This is a genomic window from Olsenella absiana (assembly GCF_036408855.1).
Classification (GTDB): Bacteria; Actinomycetota; Coriobacteriia; order Coriobacteriales; family Atopobiaceae; genus Olsenella_K; species Olsenella_K absiana.
Window position 1 is genome coordinate 33,749 of the sequence record NZ_JAZGJQ010000012.1, and the last position, 17,692, is coordinate 51,440.

Annotated in this window: 14 protein-coding genes; 8 read left to right on the forward strand and 6 right to left on the reverse strand. The window is 65.5% G+C overall.

Going from position 1 to position 17,692, the window contains the following annotated elements; translation table 11 throughout:
* Positions 1-101: 101 nt before the first annotated feature.
* The 3 genes from VXJ25_RS08770 to VXJ25_RS08780 form a co-directional block, all read right to left on the reverse strand.
* Positions 102-2,084, reverse strand: coding sequence for a Cna B-type domain-containing protein (locus VXJ25_RS08770; protein WP_330958835.1), 1,983 nt, complete (start codon positions 2,082-2,084; stop codon positions 102-104).
* Positions 2,085-2,476: 392 nt separating this feature from the next.
* Positions 2,477-3,016 carry a DUF1893 domain-containing protein gene (locus VXJ25_RS08775; RefSeq protein WP_330958836.1) on the reverse strand — a complete coding sequence of 180 codons (540 nt, stop codon included), beginning with the start codon at positions 3,014-3,016 and terminating at the stop codon, positions 2,477-2,479.
* Position 3,017: 1 nt separating this feature from the next.
* Positions 3,018-3,620: a hypothetical protein gene (locus tag VXJ25_RS08780; protein WP_330958838.1), complete on the reverse strand. Its 603-nt coding sequence runs from the start codon at positions 3,618-3,620 to the stop codon at positions 3,018-3,020.
* A gap of 365 nt (positions 3,621-3,985) precedes the next feature.
* Here VXJ25_RS08780 and VXJ25_RS08785 point away from each other — a divergent pair, with 365 nt between their 5' ends.
* From VXJ25_RS08785 to VXJ25_RS08820, 8 genes are read left to right on the forward strand one after another with little or no spacing between them, the layout of a single operon-like run.
* Entirely contained in the window at positions 3,986-6,058 is a 2,073-nt protein-coding gene (locus VXJ25_RS08785; protein ID WP_330958840.1) for a Firmicu-CTERM sorting domain-containing protein, read from the forward strand.
* Complete coding sequence (gene xrtG, locus VXJ25_RS08790; protein ID WP_330958841.1) at positions 6,049-6,660, forward strand: exosortase family protein XrtG; 612 nt, start codon at positions 6,049-6,051, stop codon at positions 6,658-6,660. Before VXJ25_RS08785 ends, xrtG begins: the two co-directional genes overlap by 10 nt.
* Entirely contained in the window at positions 6,638-8,035 is a 1,398-nt protein-coding gene (locus VXJ25_RS08795) for a TIGR03111 family XrtG-associated glycosyltransferase (RefSeq protein WP_330958842.1), read from the forward strand. The genes xrtG and VXJ25_RS08795 overlap by 23 nt, the downstream gene beginning before the upstream one ends.
* Positions 8,032-9,144, forward strand: coding sequence for a hypothetical protein (locus VXJ25_RS08800; RefSeq protein WP_330958843.1), 1,113 nt, complete (start codon positions 8,032-8,034; stop codon positions 9,142-9,144). The genes VXJ25_RS08795 and VXJ25_RS08800 overlap by 4 nt, the downstream gene beginning before the upstream one ends.
* Positions 9,134-9,613, forward strand: a complete 480-nt coding sequence (locus VXJ25_RS08805; RefSeq protein ID WP_330958844.1) for a 6-carboxytetrahydropterin synthase — start codon at positions 9,134-9,136, stop codon at positions 9,611-9,613. Before VXJ25_RS08800 ends, VXJ25_RS08805 begins: the two co-directional genes overlap by 11 nt.
* A complete protein-coding gene (locus tag VXJ25_RS08810; protein ID WP_330958845.1) occupies positions 9,610-12,105 on the forward strand; it encodes a 6-pyruvoyl-tetrahydropterin synthase-related protein in 2,496 nt (831 codons plus the stop codon). Before VXJ25_RS08805 ends, VXJ25_RS08810 begins: the two co-directional genes overlap by 4 nt.
* Entirely contained in the window at positions 12,092-13,186 is a 1,095-nt protein-coding gene (locus VXJ25_RS08815; protein WP_330958846.1) for a bifunctional glycosyltransferase family 2/GtrA family protein, read from the forward strand. Before VXJ25_RS08810 ends, VXJ25_RS08815 begins: the two co-directional genes overlap by 14 nt.
* 2 nt (positions 13,187-13,188) lie before the next feature.
* Positions 13,189-13,704, forward strand: coding sequence for a pyridoxamine 5'-phosphate oxidase family protein (locus tag VXJ25_RS08820; RefSeq protein ID WP_330958847.1), 516 nt, complete (start codon positions 13,189-13,191; stop codon positions 13,702-13,704).
* A gap of 315 nt (positions 13,705-14,019) precedes the next feature.
* Here the strand turns inward: VXJ25_RS08820 and VXJ25_RS08825 are convergent, their stop codons facing one another.
* The 3 genes from VXJ25_RS08825 to VXJ25_RS08835 all read right to left on the reverse strand — a co-directional run bounded on the left by VXJ25_RS08825 (position 14,020) and on the right by VXJ25_RS08835 (position 17,599).
* Positions 14,020-14,598: a GNAT family N-acetyltransferase gene (locus tag VXJ25_RS08825; protein ID WP_330958848.1), complete on the reverse strand. Its 579-nt coding sequence runs from the start codon at positions 14,596-14,598 to the stop codon at positions 14,020-14,022.
* A gap of 382 nt (positions 14,599-14,980) precedes the next feature.
* Positions 14,981-17,068, reverse strand: coding sequence for a clostripain-related cysteine peptidase (locus tag VXJ25_RS08830; RefSeq protein ID WP_330958849.1), 2,088 nt, complete (start codon positions 17,066-17,068; stop codon positions 14,981-14,983).
* Between the two features lie 102 nt (positions 17,069-17,170).
* Entirely contained in the window at positions 17,171-17,599 is a 429-nt protein-coding gene (locus VXJ25_RS08835) for a hypothetical protein (protein WP_330958850.1), read from the reverse strand.
* Positions 17,600-17,692 lie beyond the last annotated feature (93 nt).

Consider the following 17,692-nt stretch of genomic DNA (forward strand, 5'->3'; position numbering starts at 1 on the left):
CTCGGCCGCCAACGGACTCGCGGACAGCAGACCCGCAGCCAGCGGACTCGCTAGTCTAGGCCACCCCGCTGGCGGCCGGCCGCGCGGCCGGCCGCACGTCCTTATCCAAGCTTGCGCCGGACGACGAGGCACGTCCCCGCAGTCACGAACCCGAGCGCAGCAAGGGCGAGGGCGGCCGAGCGGGACGTCGGGTCACTCGTGTCGGGCAGGCCGCCGGGCTGGGCAGGCGTCGCCTTCGTCCGGGTCGGGGCACCGGAGCCTCCGCCAGGGTTGCCGCCGCCGGGCTCGCCAGGGTTGCCGCCGCCGGGCTCGTCAGGGTTACCGCCACCGGGCTCGCCAGGGTTGCCGCCCTCTGGCTCGACCTTGTTCGTGACCGTGAAGCCGGAGGCCTGGTCGCCCGTCACGACGGGTGCGAGGTAGCCCGCGGCCTGGTCCTCCTCCACGCGGTAGGTGATCTTGCGTCCGGCGGGCGTCTTGGTGGGCAGGTTCTCGAAGACGTATCCCCAGCTGCCGTCCTCGCGCACGTCCGCCGCGACCACGCCGGCGCTCGCGTCCGCCTCGGTGCCGATGCGCACCGTCGCGAGCGGCTCCGCCGCGTCGTCGGCGTAGAGCCGGAGCGTGACGTAGGCCGGGCGCGCATCGGACTTCCCGGCGTCGTCCCAGACCTTCGTGACGGACACGTCCTTGCCCGCGCTGCCGATGCTCAACGTTCCGTTGTTGGCGATGGCGCCGCCGACCTCTGCGCTGTTTCCGGTCAAGACCACATCGTAGGCGGAGGGGTCGGTCACGCCGCCCTCGTTTCCGCTCCTGAGCGCGATGCGGTCGCCGCCGTCCGGCTGCAGGGTCACCTCGGAGTCGAGGTACGCGGAGACGTCGCTCGCGGCGCCCATGACCTTCTCCCATGCGCTGTCCGTGCCGTCAGCCGCGCGCGAGCTGATGCGGAAGCTCGGCGCGGCGCCGTAGAGCTCGCTTCCCCAGAACGGCTGCGAGTCCCCGTCGATGGCGATGTCGCTCGCGGTGTTGCCGAAGATCTTGTATCCCTCGTCGACGTCGAGGCTGAGCTCGCTCGTGGGGCAGCTGTAGATTCCTCCCCCGGCGAGGTAGCCTTCGGGGTCGCCGTCGCTCTCCGAGGAGGCGCTGTTGCCGGTGATGAGGGTCGAGCCCATCGTGAGCGTGCCCCTCCCCCTGCTGGTGTCTACGTTGCCGGCCACGTAGATGGCACCGCCGAGCATGGCATTGTTGTTCCTGAAGGTGGCGCTCCTGATGTCGGCGCTCGTGCCGACGTTCAGGCAGATGGCGCCGCCCCCGTCCTTGGAGGCGTTGTCCGCAAACGTCACGGCGCCAGCCCTGCCCGTGACGTTCAGGGTCTGGTGCGCGGACTCGCCCTGCGCGCCGGTGCCGCCGCTCAGCATGATGGCACCACCCATGCTGCCGCCCCGGTTGCCCTCGAAGGTCCCGGCGTCCACGTTCACGGTGGACTCGTAGGAGGCGGCGATGGCCCCTCCGAAGATGGCGACGTTGTTTCTGAAGGTGGCGCCCTCGACGTCGAGCGTCGCACCGTCGCCGTTCAGGACCACCGCGCTGTTGCCATTGTTCTCGAGGACGCAGGAGCCACCCAGGGTTACCGTGGAGCGCGCGCCCTGGACGATGATGAAGCCGCCGCTCGAGCCCGGCTCGTACGTGGCCGCGTCACCCACCACCCCTCCGTCGATCGTGACGTCGTCGAAGGAGACGGTCGCACCGTCGGCCACCCAGAACATGTTGAACTGCTTGTTGCCATCCGCCCTCGTGATGGTCAGCTGGCGAGGGGGATCGACCTCCGTGCTCTCCAGGGTCACGGTCCCGGTGAGCGCGACCCTGTCGACGCCCGTGTTCTCGCGCAGCAGCTCGCTCACCCTGTCCCAGGTCCTGACCGGTGCCGAGGAGTCCAGTCCGGGGTTGGCGTCGTCGCCTGCGTCGCTCCAGTAGATGACGTCGCCGCCGGTCGGCTTGGCTGCCGTGGCGGACCCGGTAGTCGTGGAGGGCTCCGCGAGGGCGGGCGCGGCGGGCGAGAGGATCGCGGCGGTCGCGAGGATCACTGCCACGAGCAGGACCACAGCTACCGCGAGGACCCCGGGGCGCGGGCGGGGCGGACGCACGGACGGCGGGCACGCCGGCGTCGGACGCACAGTCCGCGAGCGCCGCCTTTCGGCTCTTTCTTGCATGTTCTTCTCCTTGTCCGTAGGTGTCGCGGGCCAGGTGCGACCTGGCCGGGCGCGGTTGTCACTCGAACCGGACGCAGCCGAGCCGGCAAGCGATGAACGCCACGACAGCGCAACCCCCGCACAGGTCGAGTACCCTGTGCGGGGGATTGCCCAAGATATGTGTCATTCAGTATAGTTATAACTTTATAATTATTCTGCTAAAGCCGCTCATCCTCCGCCAACGGTAGCGCCGGCGTGCGCTTGCGGAGGAGACAGGCTCCACACCCGCCTACCTAGGCGGCTCCACCGGCCGACGCCGTGCCGCTGGCAGGTGTCCCGCCGGCGGCAGCCCGCGCCGCGGCGAGCTCCCGGAGTCGAGCCCGAATCGCGGCCAGGCCCTCCTCGGGGTCGGACACGTCCGTGACGGAGGCGTCGATCGGGCACTGGCCGGTCTTCGACGCGTTCAGGATCCGGTCGACCTCGACCTCGCACGCAGCCCCGATCCCGTGCGCCTCGAGCACGGTCCTGGCGGCGGAGCTCATCACCGGGGCGGACACCGCCCGCGGCCGGAGGAGGCAGTACAGCAGGGCGGGCGCCTTGCCCACGACCTTGTCCGCCACGGAGAAGCCCTCGAGGCTCGTGCCCGCGGAGACCCACCAGAGCAGGGGGCGCACCCCCCGCTCCTCGCTCGCGAGCACGTCGTCGCCCCTGACGGCTACGACGGTGCGCCCGTCTGCGTCGAGCAGCTCGCGGGCGCGCGCGAGGTCGTCGGCCGGACCGGCGGCCGCACGGGCCACCGAGCCGCCCACCGCGCCGCCCTGCCGCGCGGCCATGCTAGCGCCCGCTGCGCGCGGACTCGGCGCGCGTGACGGCGGCCATCAGCGCAGGCAGCGCGACCCACTGGATCGCGTAGCCGGGCAGCGCGACCCTCGCCACGTTGGCAACCGTACCGAGAAGGACCTGGGCGTCGAAGCCGGTCGCCACAGCGGCGAACAGGCCCGCTGCGACGGCGTAGGCGGCAAGGCCGGCGAGCTGGGCGACGAGGACCTTCGCGACCCACAGCAGCCTCCTGGTGGAGAGGGCGCCGCAGACGAGGCCAAGGACCGCGACCTCCGGGACCATCGCGAAGAGGGGCATCGGCGCGACGGGCATTCCGGTGAGCAGCGAGCTCAGGACCGGCGCCACGACGCCGGCGACGAGGCCGGCAGCCGGACCGGCGAGCAGGCCCACGGCCATCACGGGGAGGAACATCGGCAGCAGGACCTGACCGACAGCCGGGCCGAGGCCGACGGCGGCGCCGAACACGTGCGCGACCTGCGGCAGCGCGACCGCAGCCGCGACCGCGACGCCGGTCGCGAGCGCGCGCGCCGAGGGGGCGCTGATGACGGTAGTGGAGAGGGCTGCCTCCCCGGAGAGTGCGTTCGTTGCGATGTGCATGCTTTCCTCCTCCTTGATACCCCGCGCCGGCAGGCGCGAGGGAGCTTCGGTCTCCCCATTCATAGCATGGAGGCCGCCGGATAATCCGGCGGCCGGTCCCATGTTTACACTTTGTACCACAGAGGTGGGCGCCACAAGCCATCGCGCCCTGCACGCCTCCGCTCTCACCGTGCCCTCCAGCCGTGTGTACTTATCCATCATCGATGCATAAACAAACCTGTCTGCACATAAACAGTGGTAAGGTATTGACGAACGAGACCACAGAGAGTAAGGCCATGGAAGCCACCTGTCCCTCGGCCAGGGCGTTACCCCTGCATCGGGCGGATGACAGGCGGTAGGCTCCACCGGGAAGCGTCGTGCAAGGGATGAAGAAGCAGAGCAGGGTTGCGGGGGTCCTCAGGGCAGGGCTCGTCATCTCGCTCTCGGCGTCCATGGCGACATGGATGCCGGTCCAGTACGCCCAGGCGGCAGCAGTGGCCGCGGAAGGAAGCGCGGCCGGGACGTCGGACGTCGCCGATGCTGCGGCCGGCACGAGCGAGGCCGAGGGAGCGGACGCCACCAGCGAAGCAGGGGGCAACGCCTCCGCCGACGAGGCAAACGGAGCCGCGGCCAGCGGTGCCTCCGCCGAGGCAAGCGGCTCCAAGGCCGACTCCTCCGCCGCCGGGACCGGCGACGCCGCCTCCGCCGAGGCTGCGGCCGGCGGCGCGGCCGCCGCAAAGGCATCGCCCGCCCTCGCGCCCGCGGCCCCAGCGCCTGCCGCCCCCACCGCCGACTCCGCGGCCACCGGCCCCACCGTGACCGGCAACATCACGGTCGACGGCTCGGACGCGGACTGGGGCGGCGTGCCCGCGCAGGCAACGACCACCACCACCAACGGCATCGACTCATGGAAGGTCGCACGCGACGCGAGCGGCAACGTGTACCTCCTGGCCCAGGGCACAGCCCAGAACCAGTGGTACTCCAACTACCAGTGGACCAACGTCGGCATCGTGAGGGACGGTTCCACCGTCAACAACCCCCAGCTGGCGAACCTGCAGTGGAACGGCGGGTCGTTCGCCTCCGTCAACGAGGCCAACGGGACCACCGCCGGCCCCTTCACGGCAGAGGCGCTGATCCCCGCCAGCATGCTTACCGGCTCTGACGCCATCTCGTTCTTGGGTACGACCGTCAGCCTGGCAGACATCCCGGTGCTCGACGGCAACGACTACGTCGCTCCCGACGAGCCGGCGACTTACGACGGGATCACCGTCGACGGCAAGTTCAAGGACTGGAAATACGTCACGAAGACCGATGTCAAGAATCCCAACCCAGACCAACCCAACGCTCTCTCGCAGGTAGCCATGGTCTTCGACGGCGACGTCTACATCTACATCAAGGAGGGCCAGGGCGGAAGCGCGGCGGGCGCGGGTACGCACGCAAACGGGAAGTACTCGATCATCAGCGACCTTGGACGCGAGAACGTCTTCCAGCTCAACCAAGATGGCACGGTTAGCGGCATCGCCGGCGCCGAGGCCAAGCACGTCGGCTCCGAGTGGGAGATCCGCATCCCACGCGAGTCACTCAACTACTACAGCGAGTCCCTCAGCTTTGGCCTCTACCAGTCCGAACCCTTTGTGAAGGACGTCACCGACCTCCAGGGCAAGCCGAGCAACACGGGCACGTTCCAGGGCATCACCTACGACGGCAACTACGACGACTGGAACTCCTATCCCGTGACAACCATCTCGTATGCCACCGCAGGCACGCAGGACAAGAACGAGGACGCGAGCGCGGCACTCCATGCAGACGGTTCAACGCTCTACATGTACGCCGAGACCACCATGCAGGCGCATATTGCCGAACAGCGCCAGCAGGGCACGGCCTTCACCCAAGCAATCACGATCGACCTCACGGGCAAGGCAAGCTCCACGCAGGACATCGACGTCAATGGCGAGAACGACCTCTCCCCGCGCATCATTGCCGTGGACGAGAACGGCAACATCGACTGGAACCCCGACCTCGCCAACCAGCCCGACGGTACAACACGGGAGTACGCGATTGTCGAGACCCACGGTACCTACGATACCAACAGCATGACCAACATCGACAACGCTGCCTTCCAGGAGATGGGCGGTGTCCTCGGCCACGTGATGATCACGGCCAACGGCGACAAGTGCCAGGCGGAGTACAAGATCGACCTGGAGAACGTCGCCAAGATGCACAACTACTACCGCAGCCAGCACGGCAAGGCCGCAGACGACAGCCCGGACAACTACCAGTTCATCAGCGCGAGGTTCGGCCGTCTGGGAGACCAAATCGTCACCACCACGGGCGCGTCGACCGGCCCCTGGCTGGGACTGGGCCTCTCCGGCATCGCCGTCGCGGGCGGGCTGCTCGCCAACAGCCGTCGCGCCAAGCGTAAAAAGGACCTCCCCGCTTCGGAGACCACATGCAGGTAGGAACCATCATCCTGTTCGTCGTCCTCGTCGCTGTCTGGGCATTTGTCGTCCATGTGCTGAGAAAGGCCAACCTCGCGTTCTGGCGCTTCGTCGTGGGCGCCGTTGGCCTCTTCCTTCTCGCCATGGCCTTCGTTCGCCCCTGGGCGACACTCCCCATGGCACAAGGCGTCACGGCGATAGCCGGGCTCGTGGGTTCGCTCACGCACACCTTCGAGGCGTACTTCTTCTACGGGGTCATCTACGTTCCCGCAGGCACGTCCTCCATCACCATGCAGATCGACATGGAGTGCTCGGGCATCATCGAGACCATGGCGTTTCTCTCGCTTCTCGTCTTCTATCCGGTCTACTCGCGCTACGAGAAGGTTGCCGTGGGCCTCCTCGGCTCAGCCATCCTCCTCGTGAGCAACGCCCTGCGCATCGTGATCATCTGCGAGATTGTTCACTTCTTTGGACCGGACGCGTTTGCGCTGGCCCATACCTATATTGGCCGCTTCTTCTTCTACGCCATCACCATCCTTTTGTACTTCTACGTGTTCACCAAGCCGGACGTCATTCAGATGAAGGTTGGTGGCCTGCGCTATGACGCCTCAAAGCGTTCTTAACTCGTTCGTCTTCTGGTCCGCATGGATCATCATCCCGCTCATCGTCGAGATCGTCCCTTCCTTCGCCTCGGTCATCGTGTTGGCACGGCGGCGCTTTCGCGACCGCAAGCCCGCGCCCGACCCCTCGCTCTGGCCCGAGGTCTCGCTGATTGTGCCGGTGTACAACTCGGCAGAGACGCTCGAGGCGTGCCTGGCCTCGATTGCCACGGGCACGTATCCCGCCGAGCAGCTGCGCGTCTTCCTCGTTGACAACGGAAGCACAGACAACAGCTTCGAGGTCTTCGGGCGCTGCCAGGACAGGTTTCCCTCCCTGCGCATGCAGTGGCTCAGCGCCGACCAAGGCAAGTCGAAGGCCCTCAACATGGCGCTCTACAACGCCGAGGGCAAGTACATCGTGAACATCGACAGCGACGGAGTCCTCGAGCCGAATGCCCTCATGAACCTCGTGAGAAAGTTCGAGAATCATCCCGAGACAAACTGCATGACAGGCGCCGTACTCACGAGGCCGCCCGAGATCGAGACAACCCCCACGCACGGCCTGCATCTGCTGCGCAGGCTCGAGTTTGTCGAGTATGCCCAAGCATTTCTCGCCGGCCGCAGTTACTCCTCGGAGCTCAACGCCATCTACACGCTTTCCGGTGCCTTCTCGGCCTTCAGGAAGTCCGCAATCCTCAAGTCCCACATGTACACGACGGATACGGTAAGCGAAGATACCGACCTCACCTTCCAGATGCGCTACATCCAGCACGAGCGCGTCGAGATGTGCGACGATGCCATATTCTTCGTCTCTCCCATCTCGGGCATGAACGAGCTTTACACCCAACGCCAGCGCTGGCAGCGCGGCACGCTCGAGGTTGCCCGCCTGTTCCCCCAAAGCGAGCTCAAGCTACGGCGCGCCTTCACCGACATCAACGTATACACGCTCGTCTTTGACCATACCTTCGCATTCCCGCGCCTCATCTGGTACGTGGCGCTGCTTTTCCTCATGGCAATGAACGTCTCGGCGCAGATCATCCTGTTCTCCGTGCTCATGATTTTTGCCCTCTATGTTGTGGAGTCCTACCTCTACTTTCTCTGCGTGCTGGTGCTCCTGCGTATGGACCCTCCCCTGCGACGCTTCTACCTGCGCCAATGGTGGGTCGTGGCGTTGCTGCCCTTTTACAACACGCTTGTTTTCTTCTTTAGGGTCGCCGGCATCATCAACTCCGTGAACACCTCGGCCGCGTGGCACACGCGCGACCTCGCCGAGGAGTGGAGCGCGTTTCGCCATGCCTTCAAGGCGACCCTGGACTCGGGCAAGGACGCCTACCAACGCGTCTACGGGTTCTTCAACACCAGCGCCCAGACCTCACAAGCAAAGGGAGACGAGTCGTGAGCACCTCCGTTACCTCGCAAAGCGCAGCCGACAAGGACAAGGAGACGTCAGCCGAGCAGAACCCGCATGCCACGCTGCGGCGCGTCACGCTCATCGTGGTGCCAATCTGCATCGTGCTGTCCCTGCTCGGCTGGCTCCAGATGCGCGACCTCGACAACGGCATCGTCGAGACGTACGGCAGGCAGCAGGACTCCTACGTTGGCATCGTGCTCAACGAGATCAACCTCAACGGTGACCGCAGCACCGACGAGATCATCAACGACATCCTGGGCACGCTCCACAACTCCTCCGGCAGCTACTGGGCGTTCTCGCGTGGGCAGACCATGCTCTACGTGAAGGACGTGACCGAGACGAACCGCTACAAGGGCGTGAGCGCCGACACGTACTTCGACTCAGCAGACGCCGGGAGCTTCCTCGAAGGCTTGAGCGAGGGCCAAATCATCCACCAGCGAATCCTTCTTGGCAACGAGGAGTACCTCGCCAGTGGGACCCTCTTTGAGTACGACGGCAGCGAGTACCGGCTCTGCCTGCTCACCAACGTCAACGTGCTCCTTGGAAACAACGCCTACCTGGGCGCACGTGCGCGCATGGGCACCCTCTGGGCATGTGGGATCGTCCTGTTCTGCGTGGGCATGATGGTCACCGCCAACAGCGTGGACCGCCGCCGTCGCGAGCGCGACAGCGAGCGCACCAAGGTGGCCCGTCTCAACGAGAAGCTGGCTCTTCAGGCGGAACGGGACCGGATGATGGACCTCTACAGCGCGCGGGAGGGCGCCTGGAACGCCGGGCTCTTGGTGCGCTTTGCCGAGAGGCTGCGCGCCCGGGGCGTTGAGGGGGGCGCCGTTCTGCGGGTTGGTTGCACCACGCTCGAAGAGGCCCTCGAGCTGCTCGAGCGCTGCAACCAGTCCCTTGGGGGCGGCGTCCTGCGGTTCCACGATGCGGGTGATCGCGGGGTCACGCTCCTCTTTGCCCACGGAACGCCGAATGACGCCGTTGAGGCGGTCAACCCGCTTCTTCAGGGCGATGCCCATATCGTTGCTGCCGAGTCACTCAACGGCTTTCTTGCGAACGCAGACGAATCCGGAAGGGATTCCCACGATGGAGACTAACAGCCTGGAGTACGACCGCTCGTACATTCTCAAGTTCTACCTCAACGCGCGCCACTTCCTCACCGACGGCAGCTATGTGGGAGAGACGCATCCCCATACCTGGGAGTTCACGCTCACCATCAAGGTCTCGGGGTTGCGCTTCGTGCGGTTCAACGTCTTCGAGGAGGGCATCGACGCCTGTCTCGCGCCATACCGGAACAAGGTGCTCAACGAAGAGCCGCCGTTCGACGTGGTCTCGCCCACGCTCGAGAACCTTGTCGAGGAGTTTGCGAAGAACTTCTATGCCGTGATCGAGAAGGCCGGCGGCTCGCTCGTGCGCGTCGAGGGCAGCGAGAGCCCGGCGCGCACCTATGCGGTGGACATTCGGCCCAGGCAAGCGAACAGTGGCCCGACGGACGCCGACGTCGACCGCATCGTGGGGGACGTCGTAGACGAGATGCTCGCCGCAGACGAGGAACGCGCCAAATGACGGGACGAGAAGAGACAACTGCCGAGAAGAACGACCAGCACCTCAGGGGCAAGCGAATCGCCCTGGGGGTTGTCGCCACTGCCGTCTACGTTCTTGCGGCCGTGGTGGTGGTCTGTCTCGTCCACAACAGCGGCACCTATCCCGCCGGCTCTGACACCATGTACCACATCCACCGCGCCGAGCTGGTCTACAGCAGCGTCTGCGCGGGCAACTGGTGGCCGGGCTACGACCCTACCTGGTACAACGGGGTCGAGATTCTGCGCTATTGGCCCCCGCTCGCCCCCTACCTCATGGCCGCATGCCAGGCCATCGCCCAAGGTGACATCTGGGCAGGCTACCTGCTGTTTGTTGGGATCCTCGTCGTGGGGAGCAGCATCCCCTGGCTCTACATCGGCTACAAGATGGATCGCCCGTGGCTGGGCGCCTTTCTCGGCCTTGTGTGGTTCTTCCTGCCCAACAACCTCTACCAGCTCTTTGCCGAGGGGAACGTCCCCCGCGCCCTGAGCATGTGCTTCCTCCCGCTGTACGCCTACAACGTGGCGGCGTTCCTCAGGGGCGAGAAGCGCGTGAACTTTGCGGGAATCTCTGTGTGCTTCTCGCTCATGGTGCTCTGCCACTTGGGGTATGCCGGCATGCTCGCGCTGGCCACACTGCTGTTCGTACTTATATACTGCCTGGTTAACCGCCGCGTGCGCGTTGCCCTCCGCGCGGTTCTCGCCATGCTTCTAGGGTTTCTCCTGGTGGGAGTCTGGCTTGTGCCCTCCCTCTTTGGCGGCATATCGAACATCGACAGCTCCACCACCATGAAGAGCTTCTTCCAGAGCCTGGGCGTCTCTCTCAACCCCCTCGAGCGGCTCCGGACCACCCTTGTTCCCTACATTGGGCTCCCCGGCTTTGTGCTGGCAGTCACAGGCGCGCTCTTCAGCAATCGAAAAGCAGCTCCGGGCTTCATCACCGCCGCGATTACCTGTGTCCTCACCTCGACGGCAGTCATGCCCTTTCTCGCCGCGCTCCCCGGCGGCGGGCTTCTCTGGATGATGCGCTTCATCTCGATTGCACTCTGCCTCATCCTCATCTCTCTCCTGCAGTGGAGGCGCCTCAAGACACCCATCCTCGTGACCTTCTGCGCGCTCATCGTCCTTGACTGCGTTCCGTCGCTGAGCCTCATCTACGGCGATCGGTCGGGCGTACAGCCCGTCGAGCGTCTGAGCCAACAGCAGAAGGGAACGCTGGTCGAGGAGGCAAAGAGCATAACCACGCAGCGCCTGTGCGTTCTTCAAGAGGGATCGGGCGTCATCGACGCGTACGTGCTCACCAACTTGGGCGGCACCACCAACCAGGTCTTTGGCGCGGGCTGGGAGGCCAGCACCACCTCGCGGAACATCCTCCTGCTCAACCGCGCGTCAAACGAGGGAGACTTCCTCTACATGTTCGATCGCGCCAAGGAGCTGGGCGCTGACACCGTGCTCATGAATACCGACGTAGTTGAGAACCCGGAGCCCGACATGGTGGAGCAACTCGACGAATGCGCCGAGAAGACCGGCTACAAACTGGTGAACACCTCTGGGATCTACCGCCTCTACCACCTGAGCGCGGCTCCCGAGACGTTTGGCGTCAAGACGCAGTACCCCGCCATAGCCATCGGGAAGAACTCCGACACCATCGCCCTCTCCTACCCCGCCTTCAAGCAGACTGCAGACCCCAACCTCAACCACTACACCTTTGACGAGCTCTCGCGCTATCACGTCATCTACCTCACGGGGTTCACCTACGACGACCAGCAGGCGGCAGAAGACCTGATCCTTCAGCTTGCCAACAGCGGCGTGCGCGTGGTTGTCTCAGCCGATGGCATCCCCGAGAACAAGAACTCGCACGACCGCATCTTCCTGGGCGTGCGCTGCAACACCGTAAGGTTCAACAACGGCTACCCGGACCTTCACACCAAGGACGGGATCCTGGACACCGATCTGTTCCCATCAGACATGACCACCTGGAACACGGTCTACCTCGAGGGGCTGGACGACCCCTGGGGCTATGCAGACCTTGGAGATGGCACGCACGTCGACTTCATGGGGACCGCAGGCAGTGACAACATCGTCTTTGTGGGGTTCAACCTCACGTACTACTACTCGCTCACACACGATGAGAGTGTGGGAGGCCTGCTCTCCCAGGCAATGGACCTCGATTCCGGCGAGCTGCCGGAGCGCGAGCTCGTGCCGCTCGCGCTGAGCTACGGTCCCAACGCCATCACCGTGACCTCGCCCGAGGACAATGTGAACACCACGCTCGCGTACCACGACCTGTTCGACGACGTGCCGGGGGCACGCGATGACTTCCATCTCACCGTGGTCGACGGTGGCACCACGAGGCTGCCGCTTGCCTACCCCTACCTCTGGCAGGGCGTCGCCGTGTCCGCTCTGGGCGTTGCCGGCCTTGTGGCGTTCTCGCGGGGTCACCGTCACGCTAAGGAGCCCGGCAATGAGCTTGCCTGATTCCAGCGGGCACGCCTTCTGCGTGGTCATCCCGGCATACCAGCCCGATGAACGGCTCGTAACGCTTGTCGGCCAGCTCCACGGGAGCGGTCAGGGCTCAGACGGCGCGGTAGGCGCGGGCGCGGGGCCCTCCCTGCCCGTTGTGGTGGTCGATGACGGGAGCGAAGGCTGCGACCAGGTCTTCTCCCAGGTAGAGGCATGCGGCGTCCCCATAATCCACTTCGAGCGCAATCGGGGCAAGGGCGCGGCGCTTAAGGAAGGGCTGCGCTGGGCTTGGCGCAAGGGCTTCTCGCTTGCCGTGACCGCCGATTCCGACGGCCAGCACACCCGAGACGCCATTCTTGGCGTGGCGCACTGTGCGGAGGACAACCCGGGGTGCCTGGTACTGGGCGTTCGTGACGTACGGCAAATGCCGAGAAGGTCTCGCCTTGGGAACACGCTCACCCGCACGCTCTTTGGCATGCTCTACAACGTGCACCTCACGGACACGCAGACTGGCCTGCGCGGGGTTCCCCTCGACCATATCGACCAGCTGCTGTCGCTTGCTGGCGATCGCTACGAGTATGAGATGAACATGCTTGTGCATGCGGGTGCACTGTTTAGCGGCATCCGAGAGGTGCCCATTCCCACGGTGTACTTCGAGAACAACTCTGGAAGCCACTTCAGCGCGATAAGGGATGGGGCTCGCGTCTACAGGGTCCTTTTTAGCAGCATGCCCAAGTTCCTTGTCGTCTCGCTTACCTCGTTTGTGATTGACTACTCGCTGTTCTCTGCATTCTTCTACGGCGGCGGTTTTTCGACGGTGGCGGCGACGTTTTTCGCACGCGCCATCAGCGCCACGTACAACTACCTCATGAACAGGCACTGGGCGTTCGACAACCCCGGCAAGCACTACACGTTCTGGCGGTACGTGGTTCTCTCCGCGGCACTCGTGACCGTGAACAGCGCCCTCATGCACCTGCTCGTTGATGTTCTGGGCGGCCCAGCGCTGGTGATGAAGGTCTTGGTTGAGTGTCTGCTCTATGTGGTGAGCTTCACGGTGCAGAACAACATGGCCCTTGGTTCCCACGGGAAGGACTGACTATGACACCAGATGAGTTCGACGAGGCGGCGCGCTACTGGACCGAGAAGGAGGCCACCTCTGCCCGCATGCCCCGGGAGGAGCTGCAACAGGCAATCGACGCGTTTCTCGGCACGCGCGGCGTCTGCGCCCTGGCAACGGCATCGAGCGACCTCGTGCGCTGCACCCCGCTCGAGTACGCCTACCGGGACGGAAGGTTCTGGATCTTCTCCGAGGGCGGCCTCAAGTTCCACGCGCTCAAAGAGAGTCGCAACGTGTGCCTTGCGGTCTTCAACCCCTCGTATGAGTTTGGGAAGCTCGAGAGCGTGCAGGTCACAGGCATCGCAGAGATAGTCGACCCCACGGGCGAGGAGTACGAGCGGGCGGCTAAGGCGAGGGGCTTCTCCGGCGCGGTACTTGAGCGCATGCGCACGCGGCTTCACCTGATCGAGGTCACGCCCACCCGCATCGACTACCTCAGCAGCGCCCTGCGCAAGCGCGGGTTCGACGCGCGCCAGTGGGTCGAGCTGAGGCCCTAGGCGCGCCCGGCGGTGCCCTCCGGACGGCGGCCCCTCCCGGCGGCGGTGTGGGCGCGAAATTACGCACGGCTGCGAGTGGAGAAGAGAAAGGCCCAGTTGGCGTGGAGCCAAACGCGCAGCCGTGCGTAACCGCACCCGCGCGCTACCGTGCACGGCCGCGGCTTCCGCCCTGCCCGTGCATGGCCGCGCCTTCCGCCCAACCCGCGTGTGCGTAACCGTGCCCTCCGCCCGGCCCGCGCAGCCGCACCCGACGCGTCACCGATCGCCGTTGTGTGGCGACGTGCCCCACCGGCCGGGGGCCGTTCCGCCACTGGGCTAGAGCTCCAGCTCCCACGCACGGCACCCGGTCTCCTCGCCGCCCTGCCCGATACCCCCGGCGAGGCGGCGAGGCTTCATTCCCAGGTGGGCAAGCACGCGCTCGCTCGCGACGTTCCGCACATCGACCATGGCGGTAAGGCGGACGAAGCCGAGCCTACGAGCAAGCACGACCACCCCCTGGCACATCTCCGTGGCGATGCCCCTCCCCCACCAGCCGGGGTCGACCGTGTAACCCAGCTCGCACGAGCCGTCAGACGTCTCCACGAAGACCATGCCCGCGAGCTCTCCGGCATCCTTGAGGCAGGCGGCCAGCTTGAAGTCGAGCGGCAGGCCACCAGGGCCTTCGTCTCCCGCGTCTGCCCGCTCGTAGGCGGGAAGGAAGAAGCGCTCCAGCTGGCTTCTTGCGTCCTCCTCGGACGCCATCGGGCCAAATGGCAGGTATCGCGTGACCTCCTCGCGGGAGTTTATGCGGTAGATGGCCGCCGCATCCGCAAGCGTGTAGCGGCGCAAGTAGAGCCGCTCCGTATCAAGGGGCAGGTGCTCGATTACGCGCACGATGGAAGCCTCCCAACTCATACGCCAGGGTTCAAGTATCGCATGCGGGACAGGCATGGCAAGGCGAAGGAGACCAGCTCGTCCCTCAGAGACCAGCTCGCCCCTCACGAAGTGTCTTCTTCCCGATGTGGCCACGCTCTTGAACTCAGCGCGGGGCGCCCCTGCCATGCCGATGCCGCCCGCCTGCTCGAGGGCATCATCGATGCCGGGGGCATTGCTGCCGTGGTTCCGGCCGGCTGCCTTAGGGGACGCATATTACATCCTCTGCCGCCATTACCACGACGAGCCGCTGGTACGAGAGCGCATGGACGCCGGCGACTACGTCCGATCGCTGTCCTAGCAGCTCTCGTCCGGACACGCGCCAGGCGTGCCAAACCCGCGTCAACCCTCCGCCGAAGACGCGCTAGCGCGTAGTCAGGACCTCGGTGTCGACCTGGGAGCCATAGGCCGTGGTCAGCGTACCCCAGAACAGCACGTCGGCATCGCCGGCGTCCTCGTAGCGCACCTCGACGTCCGACGGGTCGGACACCCGGATGGAATCGCCTTGGAGTGTCCCCACCCAGTTGCCCTCCGAGTCGAAGTGGTCGAAGAGCGGCGTCAGCGTGTCACCCACACTGAGCTGACCCAGGCCACGACCGAGGACGTAGCTCTGCCCGGACATGCGGAAGCCCTGGACATACCCGATGGTCTCGCCATCGCCGCGCTCGCTCGCCGTGGGCCAGCTCACCACCAGGTCCACCCGCTCCCCGCCGTTGAGGATCGCCGGGATGGTCCCGGAGTAGCGAACCTCGCCGCCCTCGGTCTCCTCAGGTGCGTCACAGTAGAACGAGAAGAGGCTGCCATCGATCGAGAGCCACTCGCCGTCAAAGTCCACCGCGATGTCCCCGCCGTCCGTCACCTGGTAGGCATCGTCGGTGCCCAACATGAGGTAACCGTCGCCATAGTTCTGCATGACCGTGATCTGGAAGTCCGAGAAAGCATCCCACAGGTTGTCATCCATCTCCACAACCCAGTTGGAGCCGTCCCAGGCAAGCTCAAGCTCGTCGGGAAGCTCCTGGTAGGAGAACTCGCTAGCGAGGTCCTCGAACCAACCCTCGGACGAGAAGGACCCGTTTGCATAGCTGTCACTCGATGATGACGCGCTTGCCGCCGTGTCCGGGTTCTGGGCGACCTGCGCGCTCGCCAACGAGCTCACGAGGCCCTGTCCCGGCGTCGTGGGGGAGCTGCCCATGACGCTCAGGAAGTAGTCGTAGAAGGCGACGGGCTCTGTATAGTCGATGTCCTCAAGAACCTGACGCACGTCAGAGTACTGGGAGACCTCGGAGTACGGGAAGTACATCGCAAGCCCGTTGGAGCCCGAAGACGTGTTGCTTCGATACTTGACGCAGCTCGCCACCGCCTCGGACACGTCGCCAGCCCCCTCGAAGCCCGTGCGGCCGACCATGTCGACGAGGTCGACCTGGTCCACAGAGCCCTCCGCATAGGACCTCGCGCGGGAGCGGGCGCCAGATATGGTCGTGAAGAGCCCGTTGTCTGCCCTGATGCTATCGGCGGCCTCGTCGAGGAAGGTTGACAGGCGCTCGTAGACACGGCCCGTCTCGCGCAGGTCGACGAGGGAGAGCGTCGTGCCCTCCTCGCCCGTCTCCGCGTAGTGGGCCGAGAAGTCATCGATGATGGTCTTGCCAAGATCCGTCGTGGCGGTGGAGGGATCAGACCCCAGCTGAGTGAGGAAGCCGGTCCACGACCAGCCGTCGCCAGGCTCGACCTCCTCGGAGGCAACGAGGTAGTCTGCCACGGGCTCCATGGCCCAAGCGCACTCGACCGTGGCCATGAGGCAGGCGTCGAAGCCCACCATATCGAACGTAACGCCGCTCGCCTCGATGGCACGGCGCAGCTGGGAGAGCGTGAGGGCGGGGGCGTCGGGGCAGTTCTCGTCGTAGCCAAAACCGCCGATGGTGCCGCCGCCGTGGTCCCAGAAGACGAGGAGGTAGCGGTCTGCGGGGTACTTCTCGGCCGCCCACGAGCAGAAGTCCGCGACCTCACCCTCGTCGAGCATCGTGCCCTCTCCGGCGTCCTGGACGAGGCTCGCCTCGCCGTCCTCGAGGTCCCAGCGCTGGCGCGTGGAGGGGTCGGCCTCAGGCGAGAAGGACCACTCGGACGCACCGCCCGTCTCCAAGACCACGTTCACGTTGTCGCCGAGGTCGGCCTCGAGCATCTCCTCGATGTCGGCGGATGCCGCACCGTAACCGGACTCCAGGTCCGACCCGCACATGTAGACCATCACCGTGGCGCTCCTTGCCGAGGCGACGTCCACATAGTAATCGCGTAGGCCCGCCGTGCCGAGGTCCGCCCCCGGGATGCCCGCAGGCGCGACTGCGGGCGCGGTCTCGTCGTCCGAGCACCCCGCAAGCCCCAGGCACGAGAGGGAAAGGATGCCTGCCAGGGCGAGTGCGGCCACTCCGCGCATGCCCCACGTCCTGCTCCTCGTCATCTTCCCTCTCTCCTCGCGTTCCTGGGGATGCGTGGTGCCGGTACCTCGTCCGGACGCGTCGCCTTGCGACAGGGGACAAGAGCGCGCCCTTGTCCCCCTGCGCTACGCGATGCCCTTCCTGGTCTGGATGACGCCGTAGAGGTAGAGCGCAGGCAGGATGATGCCGACGAACGCGTTTGCGATGGAGCCACCGTCACCGGTGCTGATGGCGCTCACGATGCCGTAGATGCCGTAGATGACGCTGACGACGCCGAGCACGAAGGCGAGGGTGTTCTTGTCGTTGCGCTTGGACGCGTTGAGGCCGACGACGCCCACGAAGAGGTTGAGGAGGCCGCCGATAAACGCCACGACGCCGATGACCGCCGCGACGCCGGCCGCGACGCCCACCATGTCATCCGCCGAGGCGAAGAAGACGCCCATCATCATGAGCAGGCCAACCACGAGGTTGATGACGGCAAACACGATCATGATGATCGAGGCCACGCGCAGTACGCTGCTGCCGGTAGGCTTGCTGCTGCTGTTCTGATCCATTGATCTCTCCTTTGCGAGTTATCACGGCGAGGGCCCGTTGCCCTTCGCTTTCAGGGATGTTATGGAGTTGCGATTGCCGATGCGTCATACCGA